Source organism: Pseudomonas sp. NPDC012596 (assembly GCF_042902325.1).
Classification (GTDB): Bacteria; Pseudomonadota; Gammaproteobacteria; order Pseudomonadales; family Pseudomonadaceae; genus Aquipseudomonas.
Genome location: NZ_JBIBEB010000010.1, coordinates 1 through 12,795 on the forward strand (window position 1 = coordinate 1; position 12,795 = coordinate 12,795).

Sequence of the window (12,795 nt, forward strand, 5' to 3'; positions counted from 1 at the left end):
CTTGGACGAGGCGAAAACCGCGTCCAAGCCTCAAATGTGTAAACCATGTCCCCGGTTTACTATGTAAACGATGTCTCCGGTCGTACACCCGCGAATGGGCCGCATGGCGGCCCCAGCTGTTTCAACCTTTGATCACTTCCTGCAACCGCAACCACAGTTTCTCGGCATGCTCACGCTCGGTGGGCAGCGCGCCTACCGACACCCGCACCATCCACCGCCCATTCAAGGTCGCCGGCGTGACATACGCGTCACCCGAAGCGTTGAGCCGCTCCGCCCAGCCCTTGGTATGCGCATCCAGCGCTTCCCCTTCCAGCCCCGCAGGCCGATGCTGAATGCACAACGTTTGCAGCTGAACCGGCGCCAAAAGCACCCACTCTGCCGCCCCCTCGACCTGCTCGGCCAGCCAGCGGGCATTGTCCAGGTCACGACGCAGTCGTTGCTGCAACGCCTCTACCCCCTCGCTACGCAACATGAACCACAACTTCAAGGCCCGGAAACGGCGGCCCAGCGGAATGCCCCAGTCACGCAGGTTCTTCACCTCGCCATCCACCGCCGACTGCAGGTAGCTGGGATTGGTACTCATCACCCGGATCAAGTGCTGCGGGTCGCGCACGTAGTAGATCGAGCAATCGAAGGCCACGCCCAACCACTTATGCGCGTTGACCACTACCGAATCGGCCAGCTCGATGCCGTCCCACATCCAGCGGCACTCGGGCAGGATCATCGCCGAACCGGCCATGGCCGAGTCGACGTGCAGCCACAGCCCCTGGGCCTGGGCGATTTCGCCGATCGGGCGCAGTGGGTCCAGCGCCGTCGTGGTCGTGGTGCCGGTGGTGGCGACCACCGCGCAGGGCTGGTTGCCGGCGGCAATGTCCTGCTCGATGGCGGCCTGCAGCGCGTCCGGGCACATGGCGAATTGCTCGTCCGTGGCAATCAGGCGGATGTTCGCCCGGCCGAAGCCGGCCAGCAGAGCCGCCTTGTCTACCGAGCTGTGGGCGTGGGCGCTGACATATACGATCAGCGGTTTAGCCTCTGCCTGCAGGCCACCGCGCACCAGCGCGTAATCGCTGGTGCGTTCACGGGCACTGATGAGCGCCACCAAGGTACTGGTGGAGGCGGTGTCCTGGATTACCCCGCTCCACTGTGCAGACAGGCCCAGCAGCTGGCGCAGCCAATCGAGGGTCGTTTCCTCCAGTTCGCTCAGCGCTGGGCTGGATTGCCACGACAGGCCGAGTACCCCCAGCCCGGTGCTGAGGAAATCGCCGAGCACTGACGACAAGGTGCCGTTGGAGGGGAAGTAGCCGTAGAAGTCCGGGTGCTGCCAGTGCGACAGGCCAGGCATGACCAGCGTGTTGACGTCATCGAGAATTGCTTCGAACGGCTCGCCCTGCTGCGGGGCACCTGCCGGCAAGGCGGCCTTCAGGTAGCCGGGTTCGACTTGGGCCATGACCGGGCGCTCGCCGACTGTCTGGCGGTAGTCGGCGATCAGGTCGATCAGTTGGTGGCCGTACTGGCGAAATTGTTCTGGGGTCACGCGCGGTCTCCTGTAGGCGGGCTTGTGGCCACAGTCTAGGCGCCTGCTACCCGCCGAATAACCCCGCTTCGCGCATACCTGCTATGGCAAACCCGCATGCCCGCCCTGCACACCAAATTGCGATTGGCGCCACAGCTCGAACACCCGGTTGCGCAGCCAGCGGTGCTCGGCCGACGCCTGCAGGCGCTGGTGCCATACCACCCAATAGCGCTGGGTGTGCTCGACAAAGCCCAGCGGCCGCCAGGCCAGGTCATTCAGGCGGCACAGCTGGCGGGCGATGTGCTCTGGCACGGTGGCCAGCGCCTGGCTGTTGGCGATCACCTGCACGGTGGCGGAAAAGAACGGCACCTCCAAGCTGACCCGACGCTGCAGGCCCTGGGCGCGCAGGTGGCGGTCGATGAAACTATCCTTGTCGCCACCGCCGGAGATGCGCACGTGCTTGAAGGCCAGGTAATCGCCCTGGCTCAGGGCTTCACAGCCTGCCAGCGGGTGCTCCCGTCGCATCAGGCATACCGCACGGTCTTCGCCGAGCAGGCGACCGTGCAGGTTGGGCGGCGACTCGTCGAACAGGGTGGTGGCGAGGTCGATCTCGCCACTGGCGAGCAAGGCGTACTGGCCCGCCTGCCAGGTGCGGTATTCGATGCAGACGCCGGGGGCTTCCTGCTCCAGCGCGGCCACGAGCAGCGGCAGCATGTGTTCGGCAACATAATCGGAAGCCGCCAGGCAGAAGCGCCGCTCGCAGCGGGCCGGGTCGAAGGCGGCGGGTTGGCGCAGGGCCTGGAGTTCCTCGAGCACCTGGCGCAGCGGTTCGACCAGGGCTTCGGCGTATTCGCTGAGCACGTAACCGCGGCCTTGGCGTACCAGCAGCGGGTCGTCGAAGCCTTCGCGCAGGTGAGCGAGTTGCCGGCTCAGGGCCGACTGGCTGACGCCCAGGCGCTCGGCGGCGTGGCTGAGGTTCTTGAGCTGCAGCAGGCAATCGAGGGTGCGCAGGTGGGCGAGGCTCAGGGAGGCGAAGGTTGGGTTCATGCAGGCATCCCTGTATTGCACTGGCTGACCCAATCGCCGGCAAGCCGGCTCCCACAGGGCCCCCGCTATGCTTGAGCGCTGCGGGGTACCTGTGGGAGCCGGCTTGCCGGCGATTGGGCGGCAAAGCGGCCCCGGCGTTTAGTCGGTCAAACCCACATAGACGTTCTGCACGTCATCGTTCTCGTCGATCGCCTCCAGGAACGCCTCGACCTCAGCCAGTGCTTCAGCACTCAGGCTGGCAGCGCTCACCGGGTTTTTCGGGGTGTAACCGATTTTCGCCGCAGTGACGGTAAAGCCGTGCTCTGGCAGGGCCTTCTGCACAGCATCGAGGTCGGTGGTGTCGGTGATGAACAGGGTCGAGCCCTCTTCTTCACCTTCTTCGAAGTCCTGAGCACCTGCTTCGATTGCCGCCATTTCTGGATCGGCATCGGCGCTTGCCGGGGTAGCTTCGATCAGGCCGACGTGGTTGAAGTCCCACGCCACCGAACCGCTGGCACCCAGCTGGCCCTTGCGGAACAGCACACGAATTTGCGCAACGGTGCGGTTTACGTTGTCGGTCAGGCACTCGACGATCAGCGGCACCTGGTGCGGCGCGAAGCCTTCGTAGCTCACCGCGTGGTACTGCACGGCATCGCCGTCCAGGCCAGCACCCTTGCGGATCGCACGGTCCAGGGTCTCGCGGGTCATCGAGGCCTTCTTGGCCTGCACGATGGCCAGGCGCAGGCGCGGGTTCATGTCGGGATCGGCGCCCGACTTGGCTGCGATCTGGATTTCCTTGGACAGCTTGCCCATGATCTTGCCCTTGGCATTGGCAGCTGTTTCTCTATGTTTGGCTTTCCACTGTGCGCCCATGTCGACTCTCTTGTTTCAGCGGCCGGTTCAGGAAGCGACCGGCCAAAAGTGGGAGCAGTTTATACGCCCTCGCGCCTGTGATCGACAAGAAATCTCACGCCTTGTCGGCCTTGCCCGCAGCCGCCGCGAAGCGCGCCAGGCGCACGTCCAGGTGGCGCGGCCGCAGCCCGCGGTCTTCGGCCCGCTCCTTGCGGCGGATGGCGTTGCGCACCATCAGCGACCCCAGGTAACGGATCGGCTCCGGCGGGAACAGCCCGAGCGGGCCCTTGACCAGCGGCGAGCGGCTCCATGGGTTGTCCAGGCCCAGCGCCAGCGACGATAGGATCTGGCCGCCCATGTGGCACGGCCCTACCCCACTGCCGGAGTAGCCAAAGCCGTAAAACACATTGCCCTGCCCGTCCAGCCGGCCAAAGAACGGCAAGCCTGTCACCGAGCGGTCCGACGGGCCGTTCCAGCTGGCCGCCAGCGGCACATCGGCCAATGCCGGGAAAAACTCACCCAGGGTTTCGCGCAGCAGCGGCCGGTATGGCGAGGGCTGGTCGAACACCGGCAGCATGCGCCCGCCATAGGCGAAGGTGTTGCCGCCTTTGCCGAGCATCAGGCGCCCATCGGAGGTGTTGTGGTAGTAGTGCACGAAGATCCGCGAGTCGAGCACGCTGATGCCGTTGTTCAGGCCAATCTCGCGCAACAGCTCGGGGCACGGCTCGGTGATGACCATGTCGCTGGAGACGATCGCCACACTGCGCTCGAACTGCGGGAAGGCGCGTGCCATCCAGGCATTCAGGCCCAGCACCACGCGGTCGGCGCGCACCGTGCCATGGGCCGTGCGCACCTGCACCGGCGCGCCGTGCTCAAGGCCGGTCATCGCGGTACCTTCATGAATACGCACCCCGCGCTGCAGCGCTACGCGGCGCAGGCCGCGCACCAGCCGCCCGGGCTGCACGGTGGCAGCCGCGGGTGAGAACCAGCCTTCCAGGTGCCGCGCCGAACCTGCCAGGCGCTGCACCTCGTCCAGCGCCAGGCGCTCGAACGAATTGATCCCCTTCTGCGCCAGCGCCGCGATCACCGCATCGGTGGCACCGACCTGCGCTTGGTTGGTGGCGGTATACAGGGTGCCGTCCAGGCGGTAATCGCAGTCGATGCCATTGGCGGCGCAAAACTCGCCGATGGCGCCGATGCTGCGCTCTGACTCACGCACCAGGCGCACCGCTTCGGCCGCCCCGAACAAGCGTTCAAGGGTGAAATACTTGGCCGACCAGGACAACGCACAGCCGCCATTGCGCCCGCTGGCACCCGCGCCGCAGATGTCGGCCTCGATCAGCAGCACGTCCAGTGCCGGCACTGCCTCCTTGAGCATCAGCGCGGTCCACAGGCCAGTGTAGCCACCGCCGACGATGCACACGTCGCAGCGGGCATCGCCGTGCAGTGGCGGGCACACCGCGTCCTGTTCCGAAGCCAGGGCCTGTTGCAGCCAGAAGGGTCTCATTCGCTCGCGTTCCTTTAAGTGCGCAGTGGCTTGATCGCCATGCTGGTATTGGGTGCCACGTCATTGGCCTGGGCGACGCTGGCCGGGCGGCTGTTCCAGTGCGGCAGCAGCACCAGGGCCGAGAACAACGCGCAGCCAGCGAACACGATGAACACCGTGACGCTGTCGAAGTAGCCGGGCAGCAAGCCGCCGAGCACCGCGCCTACCGAACCGCAGCCGTTGACGAAACCGGCTGCCGTAGCGCCGGCCTTGGCCGTGCCGAAATCGATCGCCGCCGCACCGCTGATCATCGAGTCCGGCCCGTACAGGGTCAGGCCCATGACGAACAGCAGGCCCACTACCATGACGATGCTGCCGGACTGCATGGCGGCCATGAACAGCGCCAAGGTCACGGTCAGCAGCAGCAGGCTGATCACGCAGGCCGGCATACGCCGGGCGCCGAACAGCTTGTCCGAGGCCAGGCCGATGATGATCGGGCCCAGCAAGCCGGCCAGCTCGAAGGCGGTGGGGATGATCGCCGCGCCCACCTTGCCCACCGAGGGCATCTGCTCGAAGACGATCACCGGGCCCCACAGCAGGATGGCGTAGCGCGCCGGCTTGAGCAGGAAGTACGCCAGGCCCAGGGTGAGCACCGTGCGGTTGCGCAGGATCTCGCGCAGCGGCGCCCAGACGCTACATAGGTTGCCGGCCGGGGCCATGCTCTGCGGCTCGGGCTCAACTGCTGGCAACCCGACGTCCTCGGGTTTGTTGCGCTGCAGGAAGAAGAACAGCACCGCCACCGCGGCCACGACCACGGCACTGGAGAAGAACGCCGCGTGCCAGGTACCGACCAGGGTATAGGCCCACCAGCCGGCAAACGGCGAGGCGACCAGGCCACCGAAGGCGTAGCACGAACTCCACAACCCCAACACCCGCCCGCGCTGCGAGGCCGGGAAGAAGCTGCCGATGTTCTTGCACAGCCCGGCCCAGCCGGTGGACTGCGCCAGGCCCTGGATCAGCATGCAGGTTGCGAAAATCGGGAAGGTCGCATAGCTGCCCATCACTACCGCCGCTACTGCCGAAATCAGCAGCCCGCCCAGCACCACCACGCGCGGGCCGAAGCGGTCGGCAAGCATGCCCCAGGTGAACTGGCCCACGGCGTAGGCAGCCAGGTAGATGGCGTCGAGGTTGGCCATGGCGGCCTTGTCGAGCATGAATGTCGGGTCTTCACCGATACCGAGCTTGGCGACCGAAAACGCCTTGCGGGTGAAGTAGAAGGCGGCGTAGGCCAGCCAGGTAATAGCGAAAATCTGGATACGCCAGCGTTTGAACGCGGCTAGGGATTGGTTCATGTTGACTCTGACCTCTTGCTCAAGTGTGCCGGCAGATTGTTAAAAAACGCCTGTCTTGTTCTTGTGTTGCGCACTGCATGACGTGGGCTCGTCATTGGTCAGATGGCGCACTTGCATGCGCCATGGCCCGGGGCCGCTTGGGCGGTGTTGGGTTGAGAGCTATGGAAACAGTTGCAGACTGATAAATAAAATCGATTTATCGTATTACACACATAAGCTCAGCTTGTTACTGGAGTCGTCATGTCGGTGTCCCATGCTCAATTGAAGGCCTTCCACGCGGTGGCCGTGCACGGCAGCTTCACCCGCGCCGCGCAAAAACTGTTTCTCACCCAGCCGGCGGTGTCTGACCAGGTGCGCAAGCTTGAGGAGCGCTTTGGCGTATTGCTGTTCCAACGCAACAAACGTTCGGTGCAATTGACCGACCTCGGTGAACGGCTGCTGGGCATCAGCCAACGCCTGTTCGCCTGCGAAGCCGAAGCCCAGGAACTGTTGCACGACTCCCGTGCCCTGCACACCGGCAGCCTGGTGCTGGCGGTGGATGCGCCAGTGCACGTGCTGCCCCAGATCGCGCGCTTTTGCCAGCGCTACCCGGGCGTCCAGGTCAAGGTCGAGACCGGCAACACTGATGAATCCCTGGCCCGGCTGTTCAGTTACCAGGCCGACCTCGCCCTGCTGGGGCGCGATGTGGATGACGAGCGTCTGTACTGCGTACCCTTGCGCCGCGACCCGATGGTGGCGTTCGTTTCGCACAGCCATCCTTGGGCCAGCCGGGGCTCGATCAGCCTGGCAGACCTGGACGACACACCGCTGGTGCTGCGCGAACCGGGCTCGGTGACGCGGCAGACGCTAGAGGAAGAGATGCAGCGTGCCGGGCTACGGATTCGCCCGGCGATCCAGGTTGAGGGCCGCGAGGCTGCGCGCGAGGCCGTGGTGGTGGGGATTGGCGTGGGGGTGGTGTCGGCGGCCGAGTTCGGCGCGGATGCCCGGGTGTGTGCGCTGCCAATTGTCGATTGCCAACGGCACCTGACCGAGACGCTGGTGTGCCTGACCGAGCAGCGGACGCGGCGGGTGGTGGCGACGTTTTTGCAGATGGTCCAGGAGGAATTGTAAGAGCGGCGGTGCGGCGATCCGACTTGCCCGCGAAGCGGCCAGCACTGCCAACACAGGTATGCTGGGAATATCCCAACCTCAGATGCGCACCCCATGCTCTCTCGCCTAGCCGCCGACGCCCTGGTCCTGCTACACCTGGCCTTCATCCTGCTGGTGCTGTTCGGTGGCCTGCTGGTGCTCAGATGGCGCCCCGCCCTGCTCGTCCACCTGCCCGCCCTGGCCTGGGGCCTGGCGGTGGAGGGCCTGCACCTGGAGTGCCCGCTGACCGACTGGGAAAACCGCATGCGCTTCGCCGCAGGCGATGCCGGCTACCACGGCGGCTTCGTCGAGCACTACATCTGGCCGCTGATCTACCCGGCCGGGCTGACGCCGCAGATCCAATGGCTGCTGGGCGGCGTCGTGCTGCTGGTCAACCTCGGCGTCTACGGTTACGTGATCTGGCGCTGGCGTCGCAACTAGCGGGTAGCAATCACGAACAGCCGCGGGAACGGCAGCAGCACCTTGCCATCGGTGGCCGGCGGGTAGTCGTGCTGCATGGCCTGCAGGTACATCTGCAGGAAGTCCGCCTGCTCATCTTCGTCCAGCCTGGCCAGATACGGCCGCAGGGCCGAGCCCTTGAACCACTCCACCACTGCCTCGGCGCCGCCCGGCAGCGGGTGGTGATAAGTGGTGCGCCACACATCCACCCGCGTGCACAGCGGGCTGAGCAGGTCGTAGTAGAACGCCGCGTTATGCCGCGGCGGCAAGCTGAAGTCGGCAAACTTGTCGGCCCAGCGGCCGCGACCGGCTATCTCGCGCAGTTGCCGGTGGGCCGGTTCGTCGAGGTTGTCCGGGGTTTGCACGGCCAGGCTTCCCCCTTCGCTTAGCTGGCGCACCAGGTGCGGGTACAGCGAGCCGTGGTCGGGCACCCACTGCAGCGAGGCATTGGCGAGGATCAGGTCTTGCGCTTCGGGCGCGGTCCAGCTGGCGATATCGGCGATGTCGCAGCGCACCCGCGGGATACGCAGGCGCTGCCGCGCACGCGCCTTGTCGATCATGTCCGGGTCGCTGTCCAGCGCAGTCACCTGGGCATCCGGGTGGCGCTGCAGCAGCACCTCGGTGGAATTGCCCGGGCCACAGCCCAGGTCGGTGGCATGGCGCACGGGGCGCGGCGGCACAGCGGCCAGCAAATCGCGCACGGCGCGCGTGCGTTCATCTTCGAACAGGGAATACTGGGTGGCGGACCAGGCCATGGGGGGCTCCTTTTGGCGGGCAATGTGCTCAGCATAAGCCATGTGCCAGCCATCAGGGGCCGTTTGCCACAATCAGAAATCCCAGCGCGTGGTCACCATGACGTTGCGCGGCTCACCGTAGTAGCCGCTGTAGAACGTGGTATCCAGCGCACTCAGGTACTTCTTGTCGAACAGGTTGTTGACGTTGAGGGTGCTCGAGAGCTGCTCGGTGAACTGGTAGCGCCCCATCAGGTTGAACACCGCGAACTGCCCTTGGCTGGCCTTGACCGTCTTGCCCAGGTCCACCGGCGCCGCCGTGAAGTGGGTGCCGCTCTGCCAGTTCATGCCGCCACCTACGGTCAGCCGCTCCAGCTCGCCCGGTAGGCGGTAGGTGGTCCACAGCTTGACCATGTTGGCCGGCGATACCGTGTTCACCCGCTCACCATCAGCGTCCTTGGTGATGCTGTGGTTGTAACTGGCGCTCAGGTTCCAACCTGGTTGCAACTCGCCGGTGGCTTCTACTTCGAAGCCGCGAGTGGTGGCGCCGGAAATCGCCCGATAGGCCGAGGTGGTGGTGCCGGGCACGACTTTGCCCGGGTCGACTTCGGCCAGGTTGTCCTGCTTGATCTCGAAGGCGGCAATGCTGGTGTCGAGGCGCCCGCCGAAGTATGCACTTTTCAGGCCGACCTCGTAGTTGTCCCCCTCACGCGGGTCGAGGGTACTGCCGGTGGCATCACGCACCGTCTGCGGTTTGAAGATGCTGGTATAGCTGGCGTAGACCGAGTGGATATCGTTGAGGTCATAGACGATGCCGGCATAGGGCGTGACCACCCCGCTCTCACGGTTGGCTGTAACCCGGTTCAACGCAGGGCTGACCACGTATTCGAGATCGTAACGGTAACGGTAGTTGCTGACGCGGGTGCCGAGTATTACCGACAGGTCATCGGTAGGCCGTAATCGAGTGGCCAGGTAGGTGCCGGTCTGATAAATGCTGGTATCACCGTCGTACAGCTTGCCGACGCCGGTGTTTGGCTCGGTGGTGTAGTTATCCCAGGTGAAGAAGTTGACGCGATTGCCTTCGATCGACGTACCGCGCAACGGGTCGTGGTGATTCTCATAACGGGAGAAGTTGTAACCCAGTACCAGCTCATGTTCACGGCCAAAGGCCTGGAACGGCCCTTTGAGCTGGGCATCGACGCCGACCTGTTTCTGCCAGGTGCTGCCCGCACCGCCATACAAGCGCACGCCCTGCCCGGTCTGCTTGTCAGGGAAGCCCCAACTGGCGGTGGCCAGGCGGTAGTCCTCGCGATTGATGTACATCTGGTTGACGGCAACGCGCAGGCTCCAGTCATGGCCCAGTTGCTGCTCGAGGCTGGCGAAGGTATTCAGCACGTCCTGCGGGTTGCTGCTCCAGCGCGCAGCGCTGTTGGTCGAGCGCGAAAAATCGGTCTGCTCGCCGTTGCTGTAGAACAGTGGAAACGCCACAGATGACGAACCCTGGGGCTCGTTCTTCTGGTAGTCGGCGCCCACGGTGAGCAAGGTGGTGTCGCTCAGGTCGGCTTCGAGGATGCCGTAGAACACCTGTTTTTCCTGGTGATAGTGGTCGACGAAGCTGTCGCTCTGCTGGTAGGCCGCGACCATCCGCCCACGCACATTGCCCGTTGGTGTCAGCGGCCCGGAAAGATCGACTTCGGTACGGTATTTGTTCCACGAGCCCAGCCCGGCACTGACATGCCCCCTGAATTCTGCAGTCGGGCGTTTGCGTACCAAATTGATGGTGGCCGACGGATCGCCGGCGCCGGTCAGCAGGCCGGTTGCACCGCGCAGCACTTCAACGTGGTCGTAAACGGCCATGTCGGCCAGGCTCTGGGCCGACACCTGGCTGACGATGTCGAGGGTGGTCGGGATACCGTCGAACTGGAAATTATCAACCGAATACCCCCGCGAATAAATATTGAAGCGCTCGCTGCCCAGGCTCTGCACCGACAAGCCGGGTGTTTGTTGCAACACCTCGGTCAGGCCGTTGAGGCCCTGATCGTCCATACGTTGACGGGTGACCACACTGATGGACTGCGGCGTTTCGCGCAGCGAGAGGTCCAGGCCGGTACCGCTGCGGGTCGAACCCAGGGTATAGGCACCGCTACCCTCCGTGCTGTTGCCGAACAACTGGCCGTCGACGTTGGTGGCGCCAAGCTCCAGCGCAGTGCCGCTGGCAGCGCTGCCGATCAAGTAGCCGTCACCGGCACGCTGCACCTGCAGTGTGCTACCCGTCAGCAGCCGCTGCAGGGCCTGCTCGACGGTCATACGCCCTTGTACGGCACGGGCCTGGAGGGCTTCAGCGGCGTCGGTGGCAAACAGGATGCGCGTGCCCGTCTGCCGCGCCAGTTCATTGAGCGAGCGGTCCAGGCGTTGCGCCGGGATATCAACGGTGAAGGTGGCATCCTGCGCCTGCACGACAGCACTGGCCATCAGGCATCCGACCAACAGCGCCAACGGTGAAAAAGCGTTGTTCATGTGTTCCCCATACCAACGATTCGAGTGACTTCATGGGGATGGCGGTTGGCCATGGAGAAAAGTTGATGTGCATTTGCAAATAATTATTGGTTGCCTGTGCTGGCCCTAGCGCCGGCAAGCCGGCTCTCATAGACTAAACGCTAACTTACTGATTTGGCGGGGATCCTGTAGGAGCGGCTTCAGCCGCGAACACCGGCGAAGCCGGTGCCATCCACCGCGGCGCCTGCTTCGCGGCTGAAGCCGCTCCTACAGTAACCGGCTTGCCGGCATGGGGCCGGTACAGGCGATCAATCTTTCCGGCCGATTGTCAGACCGCCGTCGACACCGCGCACCGTGGTCACCGGCAACACGGCCGGCAACTGCTCGAGCAATGCCCGCACCTGCCGACTATCGAACTCACCCGACAGCCGCAGCCCGCCGGTACGCTCATCCGCCAACCGCAACGGCTGTTCACTGTAGCGCTGCAAGTCGACGACCGCTTCGCGCAGCGGCGTGCCATCGAAGCGCAGCACCGACTGCCGCCAGCCGTCCAGGGCTACGCTGTCCACCTGCTGCACTTCACTCAACTCGGCAACCGTAGCCAGCACCTGCTGGTTAGCCTGCAGCGGCTGCACCTCCCCGCGACCGTTACTGACTTCGACCTCCCCTTGCAGCACCCCCACCTGCACCCCGCGCACATCGCTGCGTACATCGAACACTGTACCGATGTCGCGCACGCTTACGCCCTGGCTACGCACAATGAACGGCGCATCGGCATGCACCACAATGAACCTGGCCTGCCCATCCACCAGCTCCAGCTGACGGCTGCGCAGGCGGCGCTCTATACGCAGGTGGCTGCCGGAATCGAGCAGCACCTGGCTGCCATCGGCCAGTTGGATTTCACGCTGCGCGCCAATGGCCACCTGCACCTGCTCGGTGCGCCAAGCCGGGTCCAGCCACCACACAGTACCTGCCAGCAGCAAGGCCAGGGCGGTCGAGCCTGCGGCCTTGCGCCCTTTGCGCTGCCGCGCGGTCATGGCTTTGGCCTCGGCCAGCAGCACCTCGCGTGAAGCCACTCGCTCGCGCAACGCTGCGCTGAAGGGCTCCAGCAGGTCGGCCTGCCGTTTCGCGGCTGTTTTGTCCTGGCTCATGCCTGGGCCTCGCCACGCAGGCGGCGCGCGGGCTCCCAACGGCTGATGATGGCGCGCATTGCGCGGTTGAAGTGCTGGGTCACCATGTTGGTCGAGATCTCCAGTTCCTCGGCAATGTCACGCTGGGCCATGCCGTGGATGCGGTGCAGCAGGAACACCTGACGCTGGCGCGACGGCAGCGCTTCGATGATCGCCAGCAAGGCATGCAATTGCTGCTCGAAATCCAATGCCTGTGCGCCGTCCCAGGTATCCAGCGCAGGCTCTTCAGTGCTGGCGGTAGCCAGGTGTGCGGCGCGAATCGACTCGGCGCGGACGCGGTCGATGGCACGGTTGAAGGTGACCTTGCGCAGAAAAGCCAAGGGCAACGACACCCGTTCGCGGGGAGGCTTGTCGAGGATCTGCAGGTATACGTCGTGGACCAGATCACGGGCAAAATGACGATCGCGAAAACGCTGCCTGATGAACTTGACCAGGTCGTCGTAATGCAGTGCCAGGGTGTCGAGCAATTGCTGATTGGGCGGGGTATCGGACATGACAGCACAAACGTCCAGGTGATAATGCTTCGCATTGTAGTGTGAGATTACCCGTGTTGTCTTCACCG

Annotated in this window: 11 protein-coding genes; 2 read left to right on the forward strand and 9 right to left on the reverse strand. The window is 64.7% G+C overall.

All coding sequences use genetic code 11. From position 1 onward, the window contains the following. Positions 1–121: 121 nt before the first annotated feature. From ACFY68_RS13695 to ACFY68_RS13715, 5 genes are all read right to left on the reverse strand, one after another. Positions 122–1,534 carry a DOPA decarboxylase gene (locus ACFY68_RS13695; protein WP_387527995.1) on the reverse strand — a complete coding sequence of 471 codons (1,413 nt, stop codon included), beginning with the start codon at positions 1,532–1,534 and terminating at the stop codon, positions 122–124. An 81-nt stretch (positions 1,535–1,615) separates the two neighbouring features. Further along, entirely contained in the window at positions 1,616–2,560 is a 945-nt protein-coding gene (locus ACFY68_RS13700) for a LysR family transcriptional regulator (protein ID WP_387527998.1), read from the reverse strand. 138 nt (positions 2,561–2,698) lie between these two features. Continuing rightward, positions 2,699–3,412, reverse strand: coding sequence for a YebC/PmpR family DNA-binding transcriptional regulator (locus ACFY68_RS13705; RefSeq protein WP_387528001.1), 714 nt, complete (start codon positions 3,410–3,412; stop codon positions 2,699–2,701). A gap of 94 nt (positions 3,413–3,506) precedes the next feature. Then, on the reverse strand, positions 3,507–4,898 hold the full coding sequence (locus tag ACFY68_RS13710) for an FAD-dependent oxidoreductase (protein ID WP_387528003.1): 1,392 nt from the start codon (positions 4,896–4,898) through the stop codon (positions 3,507–3,509). Positions 4,899–4,912: 14 nt separating this feature from the next. Further along, positions 4,913–6,229, reverse strand: coding sequence for an MFS transporter (locus tag ACFY68_RS13715; protein WP_387528006.1), 1,317 nt, complete (start codon positions 6,227–6,229; stop codon positions 4,913–4,915). Positions 6,230–6,469: 240 nt separating this feature from the next. On the opposite strand from ACFY68_RS13715, the gene ACFY68_RS13720 reads away from it, so the two are divergent. Next, positions 6,470–7,339: a LysR substrate-binding domain-containing protein gene (locus ACFY68_RS13720; RefSeq protein ID WP_387528009.1), complete on the forward strand. Its 870-nt coding sequence runs from the start codon at positions 6,470–6,472 to the stop codon at positions 7,337–7,339. Positions 7,340–7,432: 93 nt separating this feature from the next. Next, positions 7,433–7,798 (forward strand): DUF2784 domain-containing protein, encoded by a 366-nt coding sequence (locus ACFY68_RS13725; protein WP_346613026.1) that lies wholly within the window; start codon positions 7,433–7,435, stop codon positions 7,796–7,798. Here the strand turns inward: ACFY68_RS13725 and tam are convergent. The 4 genes from tam to ACFY68_RS13745 all read right to left on the reverse strand — a co-directional run bounded on the left by tam (position 7,795) and on the right by ACFY68_RS13745 (position 12,727). Continuing rightward, a complete protein-coding gene (tam, locus tag ACFY68_RS13730; protein WP_387528012.1) occupies positions 7,795–8,571 on the reverse strand; it encodes a trans-aconitate 2-methyltransferase in 777 nt (258 codons plus the stop codon). The genes ACFY68_RS13725 and tam overlap by 4 nt on opposite strands. A gap of 72 nt (positions 8,572–8,643) precedes the next feature. Further along, positions 8,644–11,064 (reverse strand): TonB-dependent siderophore receptor, encoded by a 2,421-nt coding sequence (locus ACFY68_RS13735; RefSeq protein WP_387528015.1) that lies wholly within the window; start codon positions 11,062–11,064, stop codon positions 8,644–8,646. A gap of 287 nt (positions 11,065–11,351) precedes the next feature. Next, entirely contained in the window at positions 11,352–12,194 is an 843-nt protein-coding gene (locus ACFY68_RS13740; protein WP_387528018.1) for a FecR family protein, read from the reverse strand. After that, positions 12,191–12,727, reverse strand: coding sequence for an RNA polymerase sigma factor (locus tag ACFY68_RS13745; protein ID WP_387528021.1), 537 nt, complete (start codon positions 12,725–12,727; stop codon positions 12,191–12,193). Before ACFY68_RS13745 ends, ACFY68_RS13740 begins: the two co-directional genes overlap by 4 nt. Positions 12,728–12,795 lie beyond the last annotated feature (68 nt).

What these genes read in the sequence shown, in the direction of transcription:
- ACFY68_RS13735 (WP_387528015.1), bottom strand. Translation starts at nt 11,064, where the DNA reads ATGAACAACGCTTTTTCACCGTTGGCGCTGTTGGTCGGATGCCTGATG.
- ACFY68_RS13710 (WP_387528003.1), bottom strand. Translation starts at nt 4,898, where the DNA reads ATGAGACCCTTCTGGCTGCAACAGGCCCTGGCTTCGGAACAGGACGCG.
- ACFY68_RS13705 (WP_387528001.1), bottom strand. Translation starts at nt 3,412, where the DNA reads ATGGGCGCACAGTGGAAAGCCAAACATAGAGAAACAGCTGCCAATGCC.
- ACFY68_RS13715 (WP_387528006.1), bottom strand. Translation starts at nt 6,229, where the DNA reads ATGAACCAATCCCTAGCCGCGTTCAAACGCTGGCGTATCCAGATTTTC.
- ACFY68_RS13725 (WP_346613026.1), top strand. Translation starts at nt 7,433, where the DNA reads ATGCTCTCTCGCCTAGCCGCCGACGCCCTGGTCCTGCTACACCTGGCC.
- ACFY68_RS13745 (WP_387528021.1), bottom strand. Translation starts at nt 12,727, where the DNA reads ATGTCCGATACCCCGCCCAATCAGCAATTGCTCGACACCCTGGCACTG.
- ACFY68_RS13700 (WP_387527998.1), bottom strand. Translation starts at nt 2,560, where the DNA reads ATGAACCCAACCTTCGCCTCCCTGAGCCTCGCCCACCTGCGCACCCTC.
- tam (WP_387528012.1), bottom strand. Translation starts at nt 8,571, where the DNA reads ATGGCCTGGTCCGCCACCCAGTATTCCCTGTTCGAAGATGAACGCACG.
- ACFY68_RS13740 (WP_387528018.1), bottom strand. Translation starts at nt 12,194, where the DNA reads ATGAGCCAGGACAAAACAGCCGCGAAACGGCAGGCCGACCTGCTGGAG.
- ACFY68_RS13720 (WP_387528009.1), top strand. Translation starts at nt 6,470, where the DNA reads ATGTCGGTGTCCCATGCTCAATTGAAGGCCTTCCACGCGGTGGCCGTG.